Source organism: Paenibacillus typhae, assembly GCF_900099765.1.
Taxonomy (GTDB): Bacteria; Bacillota; Bacilli; order Paenibacillales; family Paenibacillaceae; genus Paenibacillus_AQ; species Paenibacillus_AQ typhae.
Window position 1 is genome coordinate 44797 of sequence record NZ_FNDX01000013.1, and the last position, 23614, is coordinate 68410.

Consider the following 23614-nt stretch of genomic DNA (forward strand, 5'->3'; position numbering starts at 1 on the left):
GGCCAGCCCCAAAATACCCTCGGGATAGCCTGAAAGTTAACGCTATGTAAAATCTCCGGCAAAAAATTCGATAGCCCCTGCAATGAAGCATGAAACTTTTAATTTTCAACCCACGTTACGATGATTTCGGTACCGCCCGGCTTCGCCTCCGAGCTGCTGCCGATGATCGAATAGGAATAGCTGCCCGGCGCTTTTCCGCTGATAAGCAGGTTGTCCTTGTCCATAATCTGCGTCCCGCTTTCGAGTGCTTTTTGCTTCACATATTTGAGGTATGTAGTGCCCAGCTCGGCCATCGTTTCATCCGTCTCGTAGATCAGCATGGATGATTTCTTGCCGCCCGCAAACTCGCCTTCCGTAAACGTAATGCCCGCCCCTTCCGGAATCGGCAAATCACCGGGTAAATACTGCGGCTCACTGATTCTCTCCTCAGCCAGGGTATGGAAATTACGGGAGTCCGTTGCGGCTGTCTCAGCCCCGCTGCATCCACCCAAGCTTAGACTTGCGGCCAGCAGAACCAGCAGGGGGACAATCGGTTTCCTGTCGGACATTATCAAAAGCCTCCTCTTAATAGTAGGGACTGGGCCTGGGATAGGACTGAGATTAGTAATGTGATTAACAATGCGATTAAGAATGCGAATAGTAAAATGTTGAGATTAGGGTCAAGTTTTTGAGCATATATTGTTATTTACCCGCATTAATCAGGCGGAAAACGGTGTTATTCATATTTCTTGCAAATTTGCATAGTGAAAAATTAAATTTTATTACTTTTAAAGCCGCAAATAAAGATTTACAACGTGCAGTGAACGCATTACAATAATGAGTGAGTACTCACTCATTAATATAACACCTATTAAAGGAATCGAGGAGATAGTCATGGATCAGGATACTCCGGTCATTTCAGTCAGCCATGTCAGCAGGGCTTTTGGCAGCAAAACGGTGCTCAAGGATATCAATCTGCAGGTAAACCGAGCCGAAACCTTCGGGCTGCTGGGCCCGTCGGGTTCCGGCAAAACGACACTGGTGAAGCTTCTGACCGGCATCGACGAGGCCAGCTCCGGCGAAGTACAGGTGATGAGCCTCAAGATGCCCAAGCTCAACATGCTGCAGCAGATCGGGTACATGGCCCAGTCGGACGCTTTGTACACAGAGCTGAGCGCAAAGGAGAATCTGGAGTTTTTTGCAGCACTCTACGGGCTAAAGGGCGGAAACCGCACGCGGCGCATTGTCGATGTGATGGAGCTTGTGAACCTGCAGGAGCACCTGCGCAAGCGCGTAGACCAGTACTCCGGCGGCATGAAGCGCCGTTTATCGCTGGCCATCGCTCTGCTGCACGAGCCGCCGCTGCTCATTCTCGATGAGCCTACCGTAGGGATCGATCCGCTGCTGCGCCAGTCCATCTGGCAGGAGCTGCGCTCGCTGAACCGCCAGGGAACGACCATCGTTTTGACGACTCATGTCATGGATGAAGCAGAAAAATGCGACCGGCTGGGCATGATCCGCGACGGCCAGCTGCTGGCCGTAGATACGCCTACGGGACTGATGCAGGCTACCGGCTCCGCTACGATCGAGGAAGCCTTTTTAACGTATGGGGGTGCCCGAAAATGAAAATACGCGCTATTACCTTACGCATTCTGCGGCAGTTCATTCATGATAAACGGACGATGGCACTGATGTTCATCGCCCCCCTGCTCGTCCTGAGCCTGATGAGTCTCGTGTTTAACGGGGATGCCTATAAACCGACTATCGGTGTAACCGGCGGGGCCGCTGTCTTCGCCTCTGCGCTGGAAGCGCAGGACGCTGCCGTTACAGACTTCACTACGGCTGAACAGGGAAATGCTGCGCTGAAGGACGGCGACATAGATGCCCTGATAACCCTGGAAGGAACCTCGCCTGCTGTAAAGCTTGAGGGCAGCAACCCGACCGCTAACCGGGCGGTTCTGCTCGCCCTGCAGGAAGCCTTGCTGCAGCTTCATCCGGCAGGCTCTGGTCAGGGTGAAATCCGGCCACAGATCAGCTACTTGTACGGTGCCGAGGATATGACCACGATCGACCGCTTCGGACCGATTATGATCGGGGTCTTCATTTTCTTTTTCGTATTCCTGATCGCCGGAGTGTCCTTTCTGCGCGAACGGACGACCGGTACACTGGAGCGTCTGCTCTCCACCCCGCTGAAGCGCTGGGAGATTGTGATCGGCTATGTCTGCGGCTTTGGCATTTTCACAGTGGTTCAGGCGCTGCTGATCTCCTGGTTTTCCATTCAGGTGCTCGGTATCATGATGGCCGGCAGCTTCGGCTATGTGCTGCTCATTACGCTGCTTCTGGCGATTACGGCGCTAACGCTAGGTACGCTGCTCTCGGCCTTTGCCGGCAATGAGCTGCAGATGATCCAGTTCATTCCGCTCGTTATAGTGCCGCAGATTTTTTTGAGCGGCCTGTTCCCGATGGATACGCTGCCGCTCTGGCTGCAGCGGGTCAGCCTGGCGACTCCGATCTATTACGGTGCCCAGGCGCTGATGGATATTATGATCCGCGGCAAAGGCTGGAGCGCAATTGCCCTGAGTGCCTATGTGCTGGTCGGCTTTTCGCTGCTGTTCATGGTTCTTAACGTGCTGGCGCTGCGCAAGCACCGCAGAATGTAGCCTGGTGTAACTTCGTCTGCAGCCGTGATACTATAGAGGGACAGCAACATTTTGGAGGGCCATGATATGACTAAAGAAAGTGCCGGGCAGCACGATAAAGAGCAATGGATCGAGGAGCTGCTCGCCGTCAAGGAAGACGGGCAGATGACGCCTAAGCAAATCTCCATCCTGGAGGCGGCCATAGAGATATTTTCCGATAAAGGCTTCTCGGCGGCATCCACCAGTGAAATCGCCCAAAAGGCGGGCGTGGCTGAGGGGACGATTTTCCGCTACTACAAAACCAAAAAAGACCTGCTGCTGTCCATCGTCGGACCGACCATGAGCCGGATGATTGCCCCGTTCGTGATGCGCAACTTTAATGGGGTGCTGGATATGCCCTTTGAGAGCTATGAGGCCTTTTTGCGGGCGTTTATTGTGAACCGGCTGGACTTTGCCCGTAAAAATTTCAAAATTATCCGGATTCTCGTTCAGGAGATTCCGTTCCAGCCCGCACTGCGCGAGCAGTTTGCCGAAAATGTCCTGGCTCAGGTGCTGGAGCGGGTAACCGCGATTACAGAGCATTTCAAGGCTGAAGGTGAGGTTATTGATGCGCCAACCCCCGCCATTATCCGGTTCACTGTTTCCTCAGTGATCGGCTATCTGCTGGCCCGCCTGCTGCTGATGCCGGAGAAGGACTGGGACGATGAGGAGGAGATCAGCCAGCTGATCACCTTCATGCTGCACGGGATCGGCGGGCCGGCGCTGCGTGAGCAGTAGCGTCAGGCTGGATCAAATGAGCTTATATCGTCTAAAGCCACTGTAGAGGACACCTTCTGCAGTGGCTTTTTGGTAAGATAAATACGATCGAATAACCGGAAAATCCGGACAGGTGTAAGGAAGTGAATGTAACATGGGTTATTATGTTCCCGAGCGGGTAATCCGGCTGCTGTGCGGCAGTGATGCCTTGGATAAAGGCCGTGCTGACTACGAAGCCGGAAGGGTCCGGCTGAATTATAGAGAGAATGACGACAGGCTTGAATATTCCAAATACCGCACGCAGGTTCAGGGGCTGGAGAGCTATGATGTTGCGCTGGCCATCGACAGTGACGGGGATGTAAATGCGGAATGCACCTGTCCTGCCTATTATCACGGAGGGGCCTTTTGCCGGCATATCGCGGCCAGCCTGTTCACTATTCTTCGTCTGGAAGAGGACGGTGCGGACGATGGGAGCGAAAGCCTGTCAAAGGAAGAACCGGGCGAGCCGCTGCCGGAGACGGGCGTTCTTACCCCACGCAATGTACCAAACGGGATTACTGGTACAGCTCCTCACACGGGAGACCGTCAGCTGGTGAACGGGATGCTGGAGGTATTCGCAGGCTTAAGCCGCACCCGGCCTAGCGTTACAGGAACCTATTCCGATCTGCGGACACCGCTGCAGGTAGAATTTATTTGCAAGCCGGTTACGGTCAACTACAGCTCGCAAATGCTGGGTATTGAGTTAAAGGTCGGCCCCAAGCGCCTCTATATTGTACAAAAAATCAGAACCTTCCTGGAGCATGTCCGGCGCGGCGAGCCGTTTGAGTTCTCCAGGCATTTCACCTACGATCCTGCGCTGCACTCATTCAACAAGGAAGACAATGATGTTCTGCTGAAGCTGATTGACATATCGTCGAATGAAAAGCTGTACCGTGCAGGTGTCAATCCTTATGCTGCGCAATCTTCCGGGATGGGCGGGGAACGGCTGCTGGCGGTTCCGCCCTTGTTCTGGGAGGGCCTGCTGCCGGTGCTGCTTGCTGCCCCCTCTGCTTTGCTGCAGCAGGGTGATCTGATCCTGGAGAAGCTGGAGCTGTCTACCGAATCCCCGCCATTAAGTTTCCGGTTCGACCAGTCTGCAGAAGACGGATACCATCTGGATATTGAAGGCATGGCACAGGTTATGGTGCTGGAGGATTACGGGCTGGTGTTGTCCGGGGGCAAGCTGCTGAAGCTGGAATCTGAGGAATGCCGCAGGCTCGCTGAGCTGAAGCGGATGCTGGCCGCTGCCCGCAAGGACGGGATTGCCATTGCGCCTGAGCAGATGGAGCCTTTTATGGAGCAGGTCATTCCCGGGCTAAAAAAGCTTGGCAGCGTGCACATCGCCGAGGCCATCGCTGACCGGATCGTGCAGACTCCGCTGCAGGCGCGGCTGTACCTGGACCGGGTGCGGGACCGGCTGCTGGCCGGCCTCGAATTCCAATATGGCAGCATAGTGATTAATCCGCTGGAGGAGGACAGCCGCAGCCGGGGCAGCGAGGTCATTCTGATGCGGGACGGGGAAGCCGAACGGCGGATTCTCGGGCTGATGGCGCATGAGTCTTTTGTGCGGACGGAAGGCGGCTTTATTATGAGCGACGAGGAAGCGGAGTATGATTTTCTCTACCACACAATTCCGCTGCTGGAGCCGCTGCTTCAGGTGTATGCCACCACTGCCGTCAAGGGCCGGATCGCCGCCGATACCTACACGCCTAAGGCTGTATTAACCTGGAACGAAAAAACCGACTGGCTGGAGTTCAAATTCGCCGTGCAGGGCATCGCGGAGACTGACATTGTGCAGATTCTTGAGGCGCTGCAGGAAAAACGCAGATACTACCGCCTCCCGGACGGTGCGCTGCTGCCGCTGGAAAGTGCAGAGTTTCTGCAGATTATCGAGTTCATGAATGAGCTCGGGGTACACAGTGTTCCTTTTAACAAACCACAATTTACTCTGCCGCTGGTCCAGGGTCTGCAGCTGAATCCGGAATCCCGGCATGGCGATGCGGTTACGATCGGGCGCTCCTTCCGGCGGTTAATGGCCAATATGGCCAGTCCCGAAAATCTCGATTTTCCGCTGCCGGATAGCCTCGCCCCTGTGCTCCGTGATTATCAGCAGTTCGGGTTCCAGTGGATGAAGACGCTCGCCCACTACCGGTTCGGCGGCATTCTGGCTGATGATATGGGACTTGGCAAAACGCTGCAGAGCATTGCTTTTCTGCTCTCGGAGCTTACCGATATCCGTGAAGGCGGCAAGCCTGCGCTGATCGTCGCTCCAGCCTCCCTGCTCTACAACTGGCAGAATGAGCTCAAGCGGTTCGCCCCGGACATCAAGGCCGTTATTGCCGACGGCAGCCTGAATGAACGTACCAAGGCGGTCCGCAAGAGTTCGGGGGCTGACGTTATTATCACCTCCTATCCGCTGCTGCGCAGGGACATTGAGCTATATGCCAGGCTATCCTTCCATACCCTGATTCTGGATGAGGCCCAGATGATCAAGAACCATGCCACACAGACTGCGCAGGCGGTAAAAATACTGCAGGCCCGCTACCGCTTCGCCCTCACAGGAACGCCGGTGGAAAATGCGCTGGAGGATTTGTGGTCGATTTACAGCGTTGTTTTTCCCGGCCTGTTCCCCGGCAAAAAAGCGTTCCATGATCTGCCGCGCGATACGGTCGCCAAGCGGACCCGCCCGTTCCTGCTGCGCCGTCTGAAAAGCGATGTGCTCAAGGAGCTGCCGGACAAAATCGAATCGCTGCATGCCTCGGAGCTGCTGCCTGAGCAGAAAAAGCTGTACATGGCTTATCTCGCCAGACTGCGGAAGGAAGCACTGAAGCACCTCGACAACGAGAGCTTCGGCCACGGCCGGATCAAGGTACTGGCCGGGATCACCCGGCTGCGGCAGCTCTGCTGCCACCCTGCCCTGTTCGTCGAGGACTACAGCGGCGGCTCGGCCAAGTTCGACCAGCTGCTGGAGATCATCGAGGAATGCCGCAGCTCCGGCAAACGGATGCTCATCTTCTCCCAGTTCACGGAGATGCTCGGGATGATCGGCCGGGAGCTTGCCCTGCAGGGCGTCCGGCATTTTTATCTGGACGGCAAAACGCCGGCCGACCAACGGGTGGAGCTGTGCACCCGGTTCAATGAAGGGGAACGCGATCTGTTTCTCATTTCGTTAAAAGCCGGGGGCACCGGCCTTAACCTGACCGGAGCAGACACGGTGATCCTGTACGATCTATGGTGGAACCCGGCCGTCGAGCAGCAGGCTGCCGACCGGGCCCACCGGATCGGACAGAAAAAGGTGGTGCAGGTAATCCGTCTCGTAGCCCAGGGCACCGTCGAGGACAAAATGTACGAGCTGCAGCAGAAGAAAAAGAACCTGATCGAGGAGGTCATCCAGCCTGGGGCAGAGGCGCTCTCCGCCCTCACCGAGCAGGATATCCGCGAGATTCTGATGCTCTGATGAGTTGAAGGATTTGGAAGCGCAGAAGCAAATAAAGTATAATAGCAGGGATTGTTATTGCTTAAGCAGCAGGCCGTTTGGGCCTGCTGACGCTTCTCTTAATGGTTTTTATACTATTCTACGGAGGTGCATTAACATGAGTTTTACCCTGGAACTGGGCGCTTCAGCCCCCGACTTCTCTTTAAAAGCAACAGACGGTCAGACGTACTCGCTGGACAGCTTTGCTACGGCCAAAGCGCTGGTTATCTTCTTCACCTGCAATCATTGCCCGTTCGTCGTCGGGTCCGATGAAGTCACGCGCCAGACCGCCGAAAAGTACCGTGAGCTGGGAGTAGCTTTTGCGGGAATTAACGCCAACAGTGAGACGACCCATCCGGACGATTCCTACGGGCATATGGTGAAGCGGATGGAGGAGCAAAACTTCCCTTGGCTCTATCTCCGCGATGACACGCAGGAGACCGCACGGGCTTACGGTGCGCTGCGCACGCCGCACTTCTTTGTTTTTGATCAGGACCGCAAGCTGGTCTACACCGGCCGTGGTGTCGATAACCCGCGTGAAACCGCCAAAATGACGGTCAACGACCTGGACAACGCGTTGTCCCAGCTGCTCGCCGGACAAGCCATCACCACACCGTTGACCAACCCGATCGGCTGCAACGTCAAATGGGACGGTCAGGATGCGCACTGGATGCCTTCCGAGGCTTGTGATTTGGTGTAGATGGATTTTTAGCGGGTTGGGATCGCCTCGGGATGAAATTATATTCGATAGGTTAAGGCCTAGCTAACCGAGTTGTTGGTTTTGGTTCAGTTAAGGGGATTTTTCCCTTTATTCCGGGCTTGGGTGCTCGGTTTGGGCTCTGTTAAAGGGATTTTTCCGCTTAGCCGGGGCTTGGATGGCTGAGTTAAGCCTGGTTTCGCATAAAAAGAGGGACTTTCCAGCCGGAAGCTGGTGAAGCCCCTCTTTATTTTATTGTTAGCTAAAGAAACCCAGACCTAGACGATGGTCAGACCGCCGCTTGCGTATCCTGCTACGGTAGCAGCCACATCAAGTCCTGCTGTAACACCGGCCGAGAAGACCATCAGCAGCCGTTCGCCTGCGGTAACCGGGATACTGAGCCCTGTGGTGAGGCCGCTGCTGATAGTACCCAAAGCGAGGATACCCGTTAGTGCCGGTGCCAGAGTAACTAACGCCCCCGGTACAGCGGTAAAGGTATTGTTCGGCGTTGTCGAACGGAATAATTGCGCTGTTATAGTTACTGTAGAGCCTACCAGACTCAATGCAGCCGTGGTGCTAAAATATGCGGCCAAGGAAGTTATGGTACCCGCACGCGGCACGGAGAAGGCAAAGTTGAGCAGCGTACCTGCAGCACCTGTGAGGTCAATGACCCCGCCATTTATGGTGACTCCAGCAACATTGTTGCCGAAGCCGATCAAGCTGGAGGTATTAAGCAGACCGCCCAGTACAGTAGTCATCGCAGCCGGAAGGCCCGAAGCGTAAGGAATGATCGCCCCTGAGCCGGTTGGTCCCGTTGCACCTGTCGCTCCGGCCAACCCTGTCGCTCCCGTGGCTCCGGTAGCTCCTGCCAACCCCGTAGCTCCCGTTACCCCGGTCGCTCCTGCCAACCCCGTAGCTCCCGTGGCACCTGTCGCTCCTGCCAACCCCGTAGCTCCCGTGGCTCCGGTCGCTCCAGCCAACCCAGTAGCTCCCGTAACCCCGGTCGCTCCAGCTAACCCCGTCGCTCCCGTTACCCCGGTCGCTCCTGCCAACCCCGTAGCTCCCGTGGCACCTGTCGCTCCTGCCAACCCCGTAGCTCCCGTGGCTCCGGTCGCTCCAGCCAATCCCGTCGCTCCCGTTACCCCGGTCGCTCCAGCTAACCCCGTAGCTCCCGTCACTCCGGTCGCTCCTGCCAACCCCGTAGCTCCCGTTACCCCGGTCGCTCCAGCCAACCCCGTCGCTCCCGTCACCCCTGTCGCTCCTGCCAAACCAGTAGCTCCCGTCACCCCGGTCGCTCCTGCCAAACCAGTCGCTCCCGTGGCTCCGGTAGCTCCTGCCAACCCTGTCGCTCCCGTGGCTCCGGTAGCTCCTGCCAACCCTGTCGCTCCCGTGGCTCCGGTAGCTCCTGCCAACCCTGTCGCTCCCGTGGCTCCGGTCGCTCCAGCCAACCCCGTCGCTCCCGTGGCTCCGGTAGCACCACTGCCTGGGCCTGTTGCCCCTGTTGCGCCGGCTGCACCGGTAGCACCTGTCGCACCTGCTGCACCGGTTGCTCCAGTTGCACCGGTGACCCCGATCACCTCACCCAGCAGCTCAGCTGAAACCAGACGGTGGGCGGTTACGAGTTGGCCTGTACTGTCTTTACCCCATAATGAGATTTGAATCGGGTCATCCGGCGGACTGGTAGGAGTAATGAACAGGAATTCAAAACCATCCAGATCCGCATAGTAGGTAGTCGTTATCACCTGGTTGGGACCCACATTCAGAGCCTCGCTGACATACAGGTTTCTAACACCGCCAAGCAGGTAAAAACCCTGAACAGATACGGTAGATGCCATACTGCTGCTGCGGTTATCTACACGGAGCGTTACCTGGGTTGTAGGTCTTGTGCCGGCAACCATATTGTTTTCAATCGGTCCAGTAGATAAGAAACTCATCTGCGCAACTCTCCTTTTCTATGAAAATTGTGATTAATCCATAACTTCATGAGAGACTACACGGTGGGCTTCCACCAGTTGGCCGCCAGCCTGCTTGCCCCACACGGAGATGCCCAGATCAGCCTCTATAATCTCTCCGGTTGTAATGACAAACTCATAGCTATCCAGGTCTGCAAAATACTCCCGGCTCACAGACTCATTCGGAGCCATATTGATAACCTCACTCACATATAAGTTTCTGATTGCGGTAAGATAGTAGCCTTCGATTACAACGCTGGCTGCAGCAGTGGAAGAACGGTTAATAATCCGTACAGTCACAAGCTGGGCAGGTCTGACCCCGGATACAGGATTATTTTCGATCGGTCCGGTTGATAATATAGCCATCCTGTTGTATTCCTCCTTTCCATTCTCCCGTCTATGAAACGAACCTTTGATTCTAGCGGCCCTGCTAAATGAACCGCACAATATATTAATATTCCTGCGCAGTTCCGGCCGTGTGGACGGCAGACAGGCTGCATTCACCGAAATCTGCAAATCCGCATACGCTGTTCTATGGAGTGAATGCCTTTCGTGCTACTGCTTTCCTGAACGATGGAGATGGAAGAAGGGAGTCCCATGGTCCCTCCTGGCAAAGGAAAAAAGACTAGTGTCAAGAAACCGCCGGCAAATCCAAAAGCCCAAAGCCCGAAGGGGCTGGAATTCGCAGTTGCAGGGCTTTTGCTGACCGGCAAGCTAAAGGTGGATTCGATTCAGATGTTTACCGATGCATCCCTGGTAGTCAGCCTGGTCGGCAAATATAAAACATTAAGCAATCTGAGCCAGAGTAACGTGGATAAGCTGGTCAGCTTTCTGGACGATAACAGCAGCCTGACTTTGAACGAAATCATGACCCTCTGAAGCAAAAAGCGGATTTTGACGCGGAGGAATTCGCCGGCGGGCTTTTGCTCGTTATTGTGATTGCACTGCTGATCTACGGCTCCACAGACATTAAAACCCTCACAGCAGCACCTACCTCGGATTAAACTTTTTCATAAAAAACCAGCCGTTCTCCCTCCCGCCTCTTGCTTTCTTCCGGAAATTCGCTATACTTGAAAAAAATCATACGTAATCGATGAACGGGACAGTAGTGGATTGGACCCTAGTCTCAGCGAGCCGGGAATGGTGGAAACCGGTACAGAGCCAATGCATGAAGCGCACCCGGGAGATGGACTTCTGAACTAACAGTAGGAAGCCCCGGCTGAAGACCGTTAACTTGTGAGCGGCTGAACCCCTGGTTCAGCAACGAGAGTGGTACCGCGAGCGCTAATCAAGCCTTCGTCTCTTTAATGAGATGAGGGCTTTTTCTTATGCAAAAAGAGTTCTCTTTCATCGATGCTGCAGCCATTTTGCCAATATAGGAGGTCATAGTCATGTTAAGCCAACTTATCAAAAACAGCCTGGAGCAAAGCGTCCGGCAGGTGTTAACAGCCCTTGATGCAGCAGTTACAGAGCTTCCCCCTGTTGTGCTCGAGCAGCCGGCCAATCCCGACTTCGGCGACTACTCCAGTAACATTGCCATGCAGCTTGCCAAAGTACTGCGTAAGGCACCTATGGCTATCGCGGAGCTGATAACAACCGAAATTAGTCAATCAGGTGGTTTAAACGGACTTTTTTGCAAAATCGATATTGCCGCACCGGGCTTCATTAATCTATATATCGCCTGGCGGGAGTGGGCCGGACGAAGCTTTGAACTGCCAGGAGCCGCAGGGGAAAAAGTTATCGTTGAGCATACCAGCGTGAACCCAAACAAGTCGATGCATATAGGACATCTTAGAAACTCTTGTATCGGGGATGCACTGGTGCGTGTTTTGCGGAAAACCGGGTACAGCGTCGAGGTGCATAACTATGTAGATGATCTGGGCAATCAGCTGGCAGATACGGTGGTCGGGCTGCTGAATGTGCCGCTGGCTGGTGATCATGTCCGTTTTGGCGATTACTGCTGGGACATTTATGCCGGTGTGAACAAAGAATATGCGCTGCATCCGGAGAGTGTGCACAAACGGACGGAGATCCTTCATGCGCTGGAAGAAGGCCACGGCAATACCGCCTGGCTGGGCAGTCTTGTCGCCGAACGGATTGTGCGGGAGCATGTCGCGGAGATGAAGGGTTTTGGTATCGGCTATGACCTGCTGGTCTGGGAGAGCAGCATTCTGAAGGAGGGCTTCTGGGCATCGGCTTTTGCGCTGCTGAAGCAGACCGAGGTATTCGTGCAGGAAACACAGGGCAAGCTGGCGGGCTGCTGGATTCTCAAGCAGGCTGCTGAGGAGCCGTCAGAGGCAGATGCCGATGAGCATCACAAGGATAAGGTGCTGGTGCGCTCGAACGGGATTTTAACCTATACGGCCAAGGATATTGCCTACCATCTCTGGAAATTCGGCCTGCTGGATAAGGATTTCAGCTACAGCGAATTTAACGCCGGACTTTGGACTACGGGGCTGAGCGGGGAGCAGCTTGCTTTTGGGAGGGCTGACCGGGTGGTTAATGTCATCGACTACAGACAGGAATATCCACAGGCGATGGTCAAGCAGGCACTGGAGGTACTCGGGTACACCGAGCAGGCTGAAAAATTGCATCATGTTAGCTATGGGGTGGTTTCACTAAGTCCGGCGTCCGCAGCCGAGCTTAGCATTGACATCTCCGAGGGCAAAGCATCCTACGCCATGTCCGGCCGCCAGGGCATCGGCATCAAGGTAACCGAGCTGGTACAGCTGATGGAGAACACAATTGACGCTACCCGTTCTGACAAAAGCGGCCTCTCCAGCCGGCTCATCGCCACCGCTGCCATCCGTTATTATCTGCTGCGTTTTAATCTGGGGACGGAGATTATTTTCGACTTCAAGCAGGCAACAGAGATTTCCGGTAACACAGGCGTGTACCTGATGTACACCTACGCGCGTGCAGGCAGTGTGCTTAGTAAAGTCGTGGTTTCGGCAGATGAAGCTAAGCTTAATGCGGAGAGGGCCAACTCTTCTGCGGAAAAAGCTAAGCTTAATGCGGAGCAAACGGATGCCCTTCCCGTCTTCCCGGCGGCACTGCAAAAAGCTGAGCTCGCTCTGCTGAGGCATCTCAGTAACTGGCAGGACACGCTCTATAGCGCAAGCGTTCAGCTGACGCCGAATACGATCTGCAACTACGCGCATACACTGGCTTCGCTGTTCAACAATTTTTACTCGGCCTGCCCGATTCTGAAAGGCGAGCCTGAATCCGTGGCCTTCCGTCTCTGGCTCACGTTAAGATTCCGGGACACACTCGGCGAAGTGCTGGAGGTACTCGGCCTGCCGCAGCCGGAGCGGATGTAGCCGCCGTTATTACTTGTTTTGAACTAATGTGTGACTGGCATCGTACATCCCGCTGTGATAAACATGAGGAAGACCAGACTAAATAGGGTTTATAAGGAGAGTTTTATCCGCACTACTGCTTGATCGATCCTAAAAGTTGCATCGCCATTGATATAACTGCATTTTGTGCAGCTATATTCCGCAAAAAAGCATCTCTCATTGGGATAAGTGTAGTCCGTGCAACTAAAATCAGCAAAATCGTCCCTTTATCCAGATTTCGGGAGTTTTAGTTGCACAAAGTACAGCTAAAGTGGGATTCCGCGGGCCTGACAGTGCTTTTAGCTGTACAAACTACACTTAAAGCTGCTCTCTCTCCTGTTCCCACCGGAACGAAGAAACAGCCTCCCCGAAGGAAGGCTGTTTCTTATGTTACGTCCCGGAAGGGATGCAGCCCTTTCGGGCTGATTGCGAAGCGGGGGCTAACGATGCCGGTGCTTCAACGTACCCCTGCTTGGGGTTCTCATCCCACCGGAACGAAGAAACAGCCTCCCCGAAGGAAGGCTGTTTCTTATGTTACGTCCCGGAAGGGATGCAGCCCTTTCGGGCTGATTGCGAAGCGGGGGCTAACGATGCCGGTGCTTCAACGTACCCCTGCTTGGGGTTCTCATCCCACCGGAACGAAGAAACAGCCTCCCCGAAGGAAGGCTGTTTCTTGTGTTACGTCCCGGAAGGGATTCGAACCCCCGACCGTGCGCTTAGAAGGCGCATGCTCTATCCAGCTGAGCTACCGGGACATATGAAGTGTAGATTTTATTTACTATGTATTAACGCAACGTTATCTATTATAACGCATTGAAATATTTTTTCAAGGCTGCACGCCAAAAAACATTCTGCCCCCGGCAGCAGCGGGTGCCGCGGCGATGTTCACCGCACACACGCCCTCCATCCGCCGCCGGAGCAGTGGCCGCATCACAGCATCAGATCATCAGCGCCGCTTCTGCGACACTTGCCGGAAATGCTCACCCAGCTGCTTTTTCAGATGGCCGAAGATCAGCAGCTCACGCTGGAATTTGGAGCGTTCATCCTCCGGGCTCATGACAGGACTTCCGGTGAACGCGCTGACTGTCACATCCTCGAAGGCATTGTGCATATTATTATCAAACCAGTCGGTTTGGGTGTCTGCATCATTCGTCAGGATGCGTACAATTTCGTAGCCTTCCTCATGCTGATCTTCCACAATATATACCAAAAGCGCTGAATCCCCTACAGCTCCCGGCAATACGCCAACCTCGGCACATGGAGCACCGTCATATTCAGTCATTCTGCGGATCTTGGCGTCTTTAATGTAATACACTCGTCATCATCCCTCCTGGCAAATTTTCCTCTAACCTAGTGTTCGGATAAGGACATACATTTTATCCCTTCAATCGGCATATATCTGTATTACTTGGCAAAAAAGAAACAAGTGATTACACCTGCTTTTCAAGGGAGCCCCGCTTCCGGAGCAGTAGCATCGCACAAAGAGAGGATGAACACCATGTGCGGAATAACCGGCTTTATCGAGTGGCGCGGTGACCTTACCCAGCACTCGCAGCTGCTCGTAAAAATGACTGAAACCTTATCCAACCGCGGACCGGATGCCGCCGGAACGTGGATTTCAGGCCCTTGCGCCCTCGGACACCGCAGATTGAGCGTTATTGATCCGGAGAACGGCGCACAGCCGATGATCGCCCGCCAGGATGAGAATGTCTACGCGCTTGTGTATAACGGCGAGCTCTATAATGCAGGTGAGCTTAAAACTGAACTCAAGCAGCGGGGACACCATTTTCTGACCCAGTGTGATACTGAGGTTCTGCTGCACGCCTACATGGAGTGGGGACCTGACTGCACCGGGAAGCTGAACGGGATTTTTGCTTTTGCCGTCTGGGACAGCGTGCGTGAGCATCTGTTTCTGGCCCGCGACCGGCTTGGCGTAAAACCGCTGTTCTTCAGCCATGTGGACGATGTATTTATCTTCGGCTCCGAGCCCAAAGCGCTGCTGCAGCATCCCAAGGTTCAGCCGAAGGTTGGACCGGAAGGACTGGCAGAGATTTTCATCGTCGGTCCCGCCCGCACTCCGGGACAGGGTGTATACAAAGATATATTCGAGCTTCGCCCGGGTCATGCCATGATTTATAGCCGCAGCGGCATCCGCAAGTATGCTTACTGGGAACTGGAAAGCCATCCCCACACCGATACGGTCGATGAAACTGCCGCCAGAGTGCGTGAATTGCTGCAGGATACGCTGGAGCGCCAGCTCGTCTCCGACGTTCCGGTATGTTCCCTGCTGTCCGGAGGGCTGGATTCCAGTGCCCTGACCGCACTCGCCGTGAATTACTATAACCGCAGCGGCCAGGGACAGGTAGACACCTACTCGGTCGATTATGTCGATAACGACAAGCATTTCAAAAGCCATTCCTTCCAGCCCGGCGCAGACGGCCCGTGGATTAAACGGATGGTGGATGAGCTGAAGACCAATCACCATTATGTCGCTTTTGATACACCTGAGCTGGTGGCAGCGCTGGATAACGCCCTATACTCGCGTGACCTGCCAGGGATGACTGATGTGGATTCGTCGCTGTATTTATTTTGCCGGGAGATTAAAAAAAATGCGACGGTTGCCATTTCCGGCGAAGCGGCTGACGAAATTTTTGGCGGTTACCCCTGGTTTCACCGTGAAGAGGCCCTCTCCTCAGGAACCTTCCCGTGGTCGGTAGCCCCCAAAATGCGTGCAGGACTATTGTCGCCCGAAGTCCGCGAATGGATACGTCCGCTGGAATATTTAGGCGACCGTTACAGCGACGCAGTGGCTGAAGTTCCAAGGCTTGACGGTGAGACCGGCAAACAGGCCCAGATGCGGGTAATGTCCTACCTCAATATCACCCGGTTTATGCCTACGCTGCTGGACCGCAAAGACCGGATGAGCATGGGTGTCGGACTTGAGGTTCGTGTTCCCTATTGCGATCACCGGCTGGTGCAGTACGTGTTCAATATTCCCTGGGAGATCAAAACTGTCGGCAACCGTGAAAAAGGCATTCTCCGCAAAGCGCTGGAAGGCGTACTGCCCGATGATGTGCTTTACCGTAAAAAGAGCCCTTATCCCAAAACCCATAATCCAGCCTATCTGAACGCCGTACGTACACAGATGCTGAGTATTCTGGATGATCCATCGGCTCCAATCCTGCCGCTGATTGATCCGGCCAAAATCCGCGAGATTGCCGCATCCCCGGAATCCTCCAGCAACCTGCCCTGGTTCGGCCAGCTGATGTCCGGCCCGCAGCTGTTTGCCTATCTCGCCCAGGTGAATCTCTGGCTGAAGACGTATAATGTATCCATCGGCTAAGCGGTGATTATTCCCATAGCGGGGCGGGCCCAAAACCTCTACAACTATAGATAAACATATCTTAGTCAAGGGGGTATTAACCCTGATGCCGACCTCTGCAAAACCGTCCGTATGGTCTTCAGCCAAACTGGTTCCCTTCCTTATTGTATCCTTCGGCTTCACCTGGCTGTGCTGGCTGCCGCTGCTGCTCAACAAGCAGTTTGCAGCCGGCCTTCCTGTGCTTCCCGGGCAATTCTACCTGGGTTCCTTCGGCCCGCTGATCGGGACGCTCTGCTGTCTTATTCTGCCTGGCGGAGACGGCTTCACCGCGTGGTTCAAAACAGCCTTTTCCTTTTCTTTTCCGAAAAAGTGGCTCGTGCTGTCCGCCGGATTACCTTTGGCTTATGGAGCTGCAGCTGTACTGGTTCACACCCTGGTCACGGGAAAAGCGCCTGACCTGCACAGCTTCGGCCTGACCTCGGACCTTCCGCCGCAGTTCAATCTCTGGACAACCTCACTGGTGTGGATGCTGACCTTCGGGATCGGTGAGGAGAGCGGCTGGCGCGGATACCTGCTCCCGGCTCTGCATAAGCGGTATTCCCTGAATACCTCAGCCCTGCTGGTGGCCCTGATCTGGATGGCCTGGCATCTGCCGGCCTTCTGGTTCAATGAAAGCTATCTCGGTATGGGCCCCGGGGTAATCGGCTGGGCGATCAGCCTGACTTACGGCTCTGTAGTGCTGGCCTGGATCTGTTCCGGGAGCCGGTGGAGTATTATTCCCGTTATCGTCTGGCACGGCATCTTCGATCTGCTCACAGCAAGCGACCAGGCGGCAGAGGTCATGGCCATGGTATGCAGCATGCTGGTTATCCTCCACGGCATCCTGTTGATGCGGATACTGGGGAGACGCCATAGCCGCCATACCAAGCCTCCCGGCATGTAACCTCAGACTTTCCCTGAGGATTTCCCGGCCATACATCTCAGCACATGACAAAAAGCAAGCCGCATACTGGCGGCTTGCTTTTTGTCATGCTGTATTTAGAAATTGAAGTTATCCGGATCCGGTCCGAAGCGGTGATTCTGGTTCAGACCCTCAATTGCCTTGACATCGTCGTCACTTAAAGTGAAGTCGAAGAAGCCGGCATTCTCTACAATCCGCTCGGCATGCACCGACTTGGGAATTGTAATGACACCCTGCTGCAGATCCCAGCGCAATACAATCTGTGCAACGGTCTTGCCGTATCTTTCCGCAATTTCCTTCAGGAGCGGAATATCCAGGTTGCCCTGCATCAGCGGGCTCCAGGCCTCCACCTGAATGTCATGCGCTTTGGCGAATTTCAGCACCTCACGCTGGGTCAGCAGCGGATGGAATTCAATCTGGTTAACGGCAGGCACCACGCCGGTATCATCAATGATATCCTGCAGGTGATGCACCTGGAAGTTGCTGACGCCGATGGATCTGACAAGCCCTTCCTTCTGCAGGTGGATCAGCGCCTTCCAGGTATCCCGGTACTTGCCGGCTACCGGCCAGTGGATCAGATACAGGTCGATGACATCCAGCCCAAGCTTCTTGCGGCTTATTTCAAAAGCCTTCAGCGTCGATTCATACCCCTGGTCAGGGTTACGCACCTTGGTCGTGATGAACAGCTCTTCCCGCGGCACTCCGCATTCGCGGATAGCTTGTCCGACGCCCTCTTCATTATTATATCCGGCTGCCGTATCAATGCTGCGATAGCCTGTTTCAACTGCTGTCTTCACCGCATGGATAACCTCTTCGCCGTCTTTGGTCTGCCAAACGCCTAGCCCCAGCCACGGCATGGTTGCCCCGTCATTAAGCGTAGGTCCGCCGGAAAATGGTCCATTTAAATCGCTCATTGTTACCCCTCCAAGCTCTATTGGTGTGATCAAGCTTCTATAACCTTAAAAAAGGCTGAGTAATCAGCCGGATTCAACAAGAGTATAACAGATTGCGGCAGCGCTACCAAAAGTGCAGCCCCGGGGCGTTCAGAAACCTGCCGCTTACAGTGTGGCCGGCAGAAACAGCACAACCCAAAAAAGCGTCCGCCGCAACCGCAGCAGACGCTCCATATTATTTCTCAATCAGCTTGAAATCATCAAAGCTGAATTCCGGGGATACGATACAGGAGACCAGCACCGGCTCATCGCCGAGGTTCCGTGCCGCCTGCCAGACACCTGCCGGAATAACGACCTGAGGCTGCTGTCCGGCCAATACATCGGCGCCGAGTACGACTTCCGTTACATTCTCCGGCTCCCCGCCGCTGCCGCCCAGGCTCAGGACAATCGGACTGCCGGAGTGCCACAGCCAGATTTCATCGGACAGCACCGTGTGCCACTCCGAGGTTTCACCCGGATGAAGCAGGAAGTAAATCGAGGAAGCCGAGGCTCTCGCTCCCGAATAGTTGCTGCCGAGTGTTTCCTGGGGAATTTCAAAGGATGAGTTCCAGAGTCTCTTGTACCATCCGCCTTCAACGTGGGGCTCCAGGCCCAGCGCTGCTACCAGCGGGGAAATTTCTTTTTGCGTCACAGTATCTTCTCCTTAAAGTATCGCCGCATAAATAAGCAACCACTTAAATTTAGGTTTGCTTTTACTTTAACGGAATGTGCCGCAATTGTAAAACCTGCCGCCGCTGTTTACTTGCCGTCCTTGCCTGCCTTGAACACCTCGGCGATCGCACCGAGTGAGCCCAGCGCCTCAACGGTGCTGCTCGGCAGGAACACCTTGTTGGCCGGCCCCTTGGAGATTTCAGTCAGCGCATCAAAGGACTGGTAGGCCAGCACCCGTTCATCCAGTCCTGCAGTGCTGATCAGCTGAATCCGTGCCTTCTCGGCTTCGGCTACAGCCTGGATAGCCTTGGCCTGACCAAGCGCTTCCAGCTCCTGTGCCTGCCGCAGGCCTTCCGCCTGACGGATACGCGCTTCCTTATCCCCTTCCGCCTTGAGGATCTTACTCTGCTTGTCACCTTCTGCGCGCAGGATCATATCCTGCTTGGCAGCTTCCGCCTCAAGCACTATCGCACGCTTGCTGCGTTCCGCCTTCATCTGCTTATCCATCGCTTCCTGGATATCAAGCGGCGGCTTGATATCAATAACCTCGACGCGCTCGATCCGCACGCCCCATTTCTCGGTCGCTTCATCCAGAGCCAGACGGATATCGGCGGAGATTTTTTCCCGGCCGGACAGGGTTTCATCCAGCTCCAGCTTCCCGATAATCTGCCGCATCGTTGCCGTGGAGATATTGCGTACCCCGTATACATAATCGGAAATGCCGTAGGTTGCCTGTTCCGGTCCGACCACCTGGTAGAAGATGATCGTATCAATCTGCACCTGCACGTTATCCTTCGTAATAACGGTCTGCGGCGGCACATTGGCCTGCTGGATCCGCAGATCATGATACGTCCGCACCTGATCAATGACCGGGATCAGAATGTTCAGCCCCGGCGTAAGCAGGCGGTTGAATTTCCCGAGCCGTTCAACCACACCGACACGCTGCTGCGGAACGATTTTGATCGTCAGTGCGACAAATACAACAACAACTGCAACAATAATCCCGATAATGATCCATGAATCCATCAGCTAAAATCCTCCCATCGTTCTACTTCGATAATAGTGGAGCTTCTGCGGATGACTCTGACTAACTCATCTTTGGCCAGCACCTGGCCGGATACTGCACTCCAGGTATCGCCGCCGACCTTAACCTGCCCGTAACGCCCGGGCTCCACCGGCTCCGCCACAATCCCCTGACGCCCGATAATTTCGGTTCCCATATCCTTGAAACCGCGCGAGTGCCTGAACCGGGCAACCAGCGGCTTCGAGAACACGGTCAGCAGCACCGTTACCAGCGCACCGGCCAACACCTGCACCAGAACAGCCTCAGGCCAGACAAGCGATACGAGCAGCGCTGCCACAGCCCCGATAGTAAGCCAGAACAAATAAAAAGTAAGCGTAAACATTTCAATTACAAGCAGAACACCGGCCGCGACTAACCATAGCACCCATGCAACCATAGGTGACCTCACCACCTTCCGCTATATACTACTATAAACGAATAAAACGGCAGTGCGTTGCATCATTTTCCCTAACCGGGACAAAAGCAGGCATTTTTAGTATATTTCAACGGGTGGAAGGTTATGAATAAATCTCTTCCCCTCCTGACAGCACTTGCCGCCATACCAAAAAGCCTGCAGAGAAGCTGTTCTTCTCCGCAGGCTATTGATATTGCCGCGTAAGCGGCTGTTATTTCAGCTTCCAGAGCGCAGGTGTAGTTGCCGGTTCCCAGCCGGCCAGCGAAGTGTGAGCCTGCTGGCAGATATACAACTGTCCATTATAGGACACTGTATCCGCAGCCTTATAGGCGATGCCCGGTGCCCAGGCACCCGCACCGGGAGTAGCTGTAGCAGCAGGAGTAACAGTCGGCGTTGGCAGAGCCGTTGGTACAGGAGTAGCTGAGGCTGTCGGGGCAGGCGTTGCGGGCGTATTGCCGCAGACACCGATTACCTTCCAGGCCCCATACGCACCGCTCAGATCCGGACGGTCACCCTGGGTCCACCATTTGGCTTCATATACGTAGCCAGCGTATGATACCTGCTGGCCCTGCGTGTATATACCGGTTGAAGTCCAGGCAGGCGCAGTACATTGACCCGGTGTCACGGTTGGCGTAGGTGCTACCGTTGCGGTTGGCACCGGAGTAGCACTTGGTTTCGGTGTGGCAGTTGGCGCCGGAGTTGCTGTAGCGGTCGGACCTGGCGTTGTGCTTGGTTTCGGCGTTGCTGTAGGTGTGGCGGTTGGCGCAGGTGTCGGCGACACTGTCGCAGTTGGCGTCGGCGTCGGAATCACTCCGCCCCCAAGCTCGGCACTGAGCTTGGTCTGCAGTGTCCGGTTGCGGTCTCCGCTGGTCTCCCAGAACATCGCTCCGGCCAGTCCCTTAGACTTCAGGTAGCTTATTTTGTAGCCAATGGATTCTGCATCATCGTAGCTGATATAGGTCTGAGTCGACGGATTATACAGGTAAGGCACCTTCGCGGTATTGTTCCAATAACGGGTATAGCCGTTTTTATTGATATAATTGGCTTCCAGATCATAGAAGTCATAACTGCCCTTTTCCCAGGTGCCTGTTGAGGAAATACCGGCGGATACCTGGTACTGCCCGTTGCCTGCAGCCGGTGCTCCGCCCCAGCCGCGGCCGTAGAACGGCATTCCCAGCACCAGCTTGCCTGCGGGAACCCCTGCACCCAGATAGCTGGTGACTGCCTTGTCGATATTATAATTCGCAGGCTCAGTCAGTCCGGTGGATGCGGTGGCAGGATCATAATACAGCGGGGCATTATGTCCGGTCGTCGTATTCCAGCTTCCGTTGAAGTCGTAGGTCATAATGTTGATCCAGTCTACAACCGCTGCGATCCCGCTCAGGTTGTTGTTCTGGACGTAAGCCGGGCTGGCGCCGGAGGCGATGGTCAGCAGGTAGGTTTTGCCGTCGGCGGTACCGGCCGCGTTCAGCTTTTCGCGTATTTTTTGCAGCAGCAGCACATAATTCTGTTTATCCTCGGGACGGTAGCTGTTGCCGGCCAATCCTCCGCTCACCGGGTATTCCCAGTCCAGATCGACGCCGTCCATCTTGTATTTACGGATGAAATCCACCGCCGAATTGGCGAACACCTCACGGGTAGCTGCTGTTGCCGCCACATCCGAGAAGCGGTTCGACCAGGTCCAGCCGCCGACGGAGATCATGGTCTTCAGGTTCGGATTTTTCTCCTTGAGCTTCCACAGCTGCTTCAGATTGCCTTTGATCGGGTCATCCCATTTATCATCCCCGAAGCTTTTCTGGGCATCAATCCAGGGATCTCCGAGCACGATGGTGCCGTTCGGCACACTGATGGCCTGACCCTGCTCGTTTTGACAGGTCCAGGTGACCGGATTCGGCCCGGTCGGGTCCGGATTGCCGTGCACCCCGTTCCAGCAGATGTCGGCAAACGCGTAGTTGATTACATTCATTTTGGTGGCATCGATATCCGCTACATTAAATGCCCGTCCGTAAGCGGCCCAGGATGCGTAATAACCGACGATCTTATAATTATTGCCTTCCGCATTTACAGTCCTGATGCTGCCGCCGAGCGCGGCAAACAGCGTAATAAACAAAGCAGCCGCCAGCCCCAGCGCAACAGTGCTCCGCGATTTCCTTTTCTGCATGCAAGTGTTACCTCCCCGGTATATTCTCACAGCAATGCCTTTCACCAGCAAAGAATCAGCGACCGTATCCGGACCCCAGCGGCAATCCCTCTGCTAGGCCCGGTTAAGCTCAGCACCCACCTCTCTTCCCGGTTCTGGATTCACCCTCACTCTGCGTTTCTAGCAATGTTACGGCTGTCTGTTAATAGACTGATACTGGAAAAACGCGCACACAAAGCCGCCCTCCGGGCTGTTCCTTTGCCTGTAAAGCTATGAATCTGAGGGCTAATGAAAATGTTGTTGAGGTAAAAGGTGTCAGGTAGGGGAATCGTGGGGAAGTTAAGCGACAGATGATTGGATATTTCTGACATCATTAAGAGATGAAGGTAATTCTAATTTTCAGGCATCACGGCCTGATCGGCCAGGGGGAAATTTCTGTAATCAGGGGATAAAATCATCTTATGCTCTAAAACAGCCACTGCGAAGTATTGCATTTGGAGTTTATTTTTTGGAGGAAGAGCACTTAATAAAAAGCAAAAAGACTCTGCCCGCCTATGCAGCAAACAGAGTCTTTATTATCAATCGTATAGGGCTACCCGTTATTTCCCTGCTTCGCGGCCAGCTTATCCGTCAGCAGGCGGAGTGCCGTTCCGCGGTGGCTGATCTTCTGCTTCTCTTCGAGCGTCAGCTCCGCCATCGTCTTCTCATACTCCGGAAGATAGAAAAGCGGATCATACCCGAATCCCCCGGCGCCTGCAGGCTCCGAGGTAATCCAGCCTTCCACTGTCCCCTCCGCAGTCAGCTCTGATCCGTCCGCCGGATCATAAAGCGATAACGCACAGACAAAACGGGCCGTGCTGAGCAGCGGCTGGCCGGTGTCCTCGCCCTGCTTCATCCGCTCCAGCTCGCTCAGGAGCTTGAGGTTGTTCTCCTGATCCTGTGCGCCCTCGCCGGCATAACGGGCGGAGTATACTCCGGGCTTGCCGTCCAGCGCATCGACGCACAGGCCAGAATCATCCGACAGTACGGGCAGGCCTAGGGCCTCGCCGACTGCCTTTGATTTTTTGAGCGCATTCTCGGCAAAGGTGGTGCCGTCCTCCACTACATCCGGCAGTTCCGGGTAGTCGAACATGCTCTTGACAGTCAGACCGAGCGGTGCAAAAGCATGCTGGAACTCGCGGACCTTGCCTTTGTTCTTCGTCGCAACAATCAGGATGCCGCCGCTGTTACTCAT

19 protein-coding genes, 1 tRNA gene and 1 other annotated feature are annotated in these 23614 nt (G+C 54.8%); of the genes, 9 read left to right on the top strand and 11 right to left on the bottom strand.

Features of this window, described 5'->3' with window-relative positions:
* Window positions 1–98: 98 nt before the first annotated feature.
* Window positions 99–548: a hypothetical protein gene (locus tag BLR64_RS13445; protein ID WP_090714836.1), complete on the bottom strand. Its 450-nt coding sequence runs from the start codon at window positions 546–548 to the stop codon at window positions 99–101.
* Between the two features lie 325 nt (window positions 549–873).
* Between BLR64_RS13445 and BLR64_RS13450 the strand changes: the two genes are divergently transcribed.
* The 5 genes from BLR64_RS13450 to BLR64_RS13470 all read left to right on the top strand — a co-directional run bounded on the left by BLR64_RS13450 (window position 874) and on the right by BLR64_RS13470 (window position 7588).
* Window positions 874–1605, top strand: a complete 732-nt coding sequence (locus BLR64_RS13450) for an ABC transporter ATP-binding protein (RefSeq protein ID WP_090714838.1) — start codon at window positions 874–876, stop codon at window positions 1603–1605.
* Entirely contained in the window at window positions 1602–2639 is a 1038-nt protein-coding gene (locus BLR64_RS13455; RefSeq protein WP_090714840.1) for an ABC transporter permease, read from the top strand. Before BLR64_RS13450 ends, BLR64_RS13455 begins: the two co-directional genes overlap by 4 nt.
* A gap of 66 nt (window positions 2640–2705) precedes the next feature.
* Window positions 2706–3395 (top strand): TetR/AcrR family transcriptional regulator, encoded by a 690-nt coding sequence (locus BLR64_RS13460; protein ID WP_090714842.1) that lies wholly within the window; start codon window positions 2706–2708, stop codon window positions 3393–3395.
* 133 nt (window positions 3396–3528) lie between these two features.
* Window positions 3529–6870: a DEAD/DEAH box helicase gene (locus tag BLR64_RS13465; protein ID WP_090714844.1), complete on the top strand. Its 3342-nt coding sequence runs from the start codon at window positions 3529–3531 to the stop codon at window positions 6868–6870.
* A gap of 136 nt (window positions 6871–7006) precedes the next feature.
* Complete coding sequence (locus tag BLR64_RS13470) at window positions 7007–7588, top strand: thioredoxin family protein (RefSeq protein ID WP_090714846.1); 582 nt, start codon at window positions 7007–7009, stop codon at window positions 7586–7588.
* A gap of 275 nt (window positions 7589–7863) precedes the next feature.
* Here the strand turns inward: BLR64_RS13470 and BLR64_RS13475 are convergent, their stop codons facing one another.
* Window positions 7864–9519: an exosporium glycoprotein BclB-related protein gene (locus tag BLR64_RS13475; RefSeq protein WP_090714848.1), complete on the bottom strand. Its 1656-nt coding sequence runs from the start codon at window positions 9517–9519 to the stop codon at window positions 7864–7866.
* 33 nt (window positions 9520–9552) lie between these two features.
* The gene (locus tag BLR64_RS13480) at window positions 9553–9903 is read right to left on the bottom strand and encodes a hypothetical protein (protein ID WP_090714850.1); all 351 of its coding nucleotides are present in this window, start codon (window positions 9901–9903) and stop codon (window positions 9553–9555) included.
* A 231-nt stretch (window positions 9904–10134) separates the two neighbouring features.
* Between BLR64_RS13480 and BLR64_RS13485 the strand changes: the two genes are divergently transcribed.
* Window positions 10135–10416, top strand: a complete 282-nt coding sequence (locus tag BLR64_RS13485; protein ID WP_090714851.1) for a hypothetical protein — start codon at window positions 10135–10137, stop codon at window positions 10414–10416.
* Between the two features lie 205 nt (window positions 10417–10621).
* Window positions 10622–10844, top strand: a binding site (T-box leader).
* A gap of 84 nt (window positions 10845–10928) precedes the next feature.
* Window positions 10929–12857 (top strand): arginine--tRNA ligase, encoded by a 1929-nt coding sequence (locus BLR64_RS13490; RefSeq protein ID WP_090714853.1) that lies wholly within the window; start codon window positions 10929–10931, stop codon window positions 12855–12857.
* 699 nt (window positions 12858–13556) lie between these two features.
* On the opposite strand, the gene BLR64_RS13495 is transcribed toward BLR64_RS13490, so the two are convergent.
* Together BLR64_RS13495 and BLR64_RS13500 are read right to left on the bottom strand one after the other, a co-directional pair.
* Window positions 13557–13630, bottom strand: a tRNA-Arg gene (locus BLR64_RS13495).
* A 191-nt stretch (window positions 13631–13821) separates the two neighbouring features.
* Window positions 13822–14190, bottom strand: coding sequence for a hypothetical protein (locus tag BLR64_RS13500; RefSeq protein ID WP_090714854.1), 369 nt, complete (start codon window positions 14188–14190; stop codon window positions 13822–13824).
* A gap of 183 nt (window positions 14191–14373) precedes the next feature.
* Here BLR64_RS13500 and asnB point away from each other — a divergent pair, with 183 nt between their 5' ends.
* Window positions 14374–16218, top strand: a complete 1845-nt coding sequence (gene asnB, locus BLR64_RS13505; RefSeq protein ID WP_090714856.1) for an asparagine synthase (glutamine-hydrolyzing) — start codon at window positions 14374–14376, stop codon at window positions 16216–16218.
* An 85-nt stretch (window positions 16219–16303) separates the two neighbouring features.
* The gene (locus BLR64_RS13510; protein WP_090714857.1) at window positions 16304–17140 is read left to right on the top strand and encodes a CPBP family intramembrane glutamic endopeptidase; all 837 of its coding nucleotides are present in this window, start codon (window positions 16304–16306) and stop codon (window positions 17138–17140) included.
* A gap of 95 nt (window positions 17141–17235) precedes the next feature.
* On the opposite strand, the gene BLR64_RS13515 is transcribed toward BLR64_RS13510, so the two are convergent.
* The 6 genes from BLR64_RS13515 to BLR64_RS13540 form a co-directional block, all read right to left on the bottom strand.
* Window positions 17236–18072: an aldo/keto reductase gene (locus tag BLR64_RS13515; RefSeq protein WP_090714859.1), complete on the bottom strand. Its 837-nt coding sequence runs from the start codon at window positions 18070–18072 to the stop codon at window positions 17236–17238.
* A 214-nt stretch (window positions 18073–18286) separates the two neighbouring features.
* A complete protein-coding gene (locus tag BLR64_RS13520) occupies window positions 18287–18742 on the bottom strand; it encodes a cupin domain-containing protein (protein ID WP_090714861.1) in 456 nt (151 codons plus the stop codon).
* Between the two features lie 107 nt (window positions 18743–18849).
* The gene (locus tag BLR64_RS13525) at window positions 18850–19788 is read right to left on the bottom strand and encodes an SPFH domain-containing protein (protein ID WP_090714863.1); all 939 of its coding nucleotides are present in this window, start codon (window positions 19786–19788) and stop codon (window positions 18850–18852) included.
* The gene (locus tag BLR64_RS13530; protein WP_090714865.1) at window positions 19788–20222 is read right to left on the bottom strand and encodes an NfeD family protein; all 435 of its coding nucleotides are present in this window, start codon (window positions 20220–20222) and stop codon (window positions 19788–19790) included. Before BLR64_RS13530 ends, BLR64_RS13525 begins: the two co-directional genes overlap by 1 nt.
* Before the next feature lie 229 nt (window positions 20223–20451).
* Window positions 20452–22401 carry a glycosyl hydrolase family 18 protein gene (locus tag BLR64_RS13535; RefSeq protein WP_090714867.1) on the bottom strand — a complete coding sequence of 650 codons (1950 nt, stop codon included), beginning with the start codon at window positions 22399–22401 and terminating at the stop codon, window positions 20452–20454.
* A 571-nt stretch (window positions 22402–22972) separates the two neighbouring features.
* A complete protein-coding gene (locus BLR64_RS13540; RefSeq protein ID WP_090714868.1) occupies window positions 22973–23614 on the bottom strand; it encodes an XTP/dITP diphosphatase in 642 nt (213 codons plus the stop codon).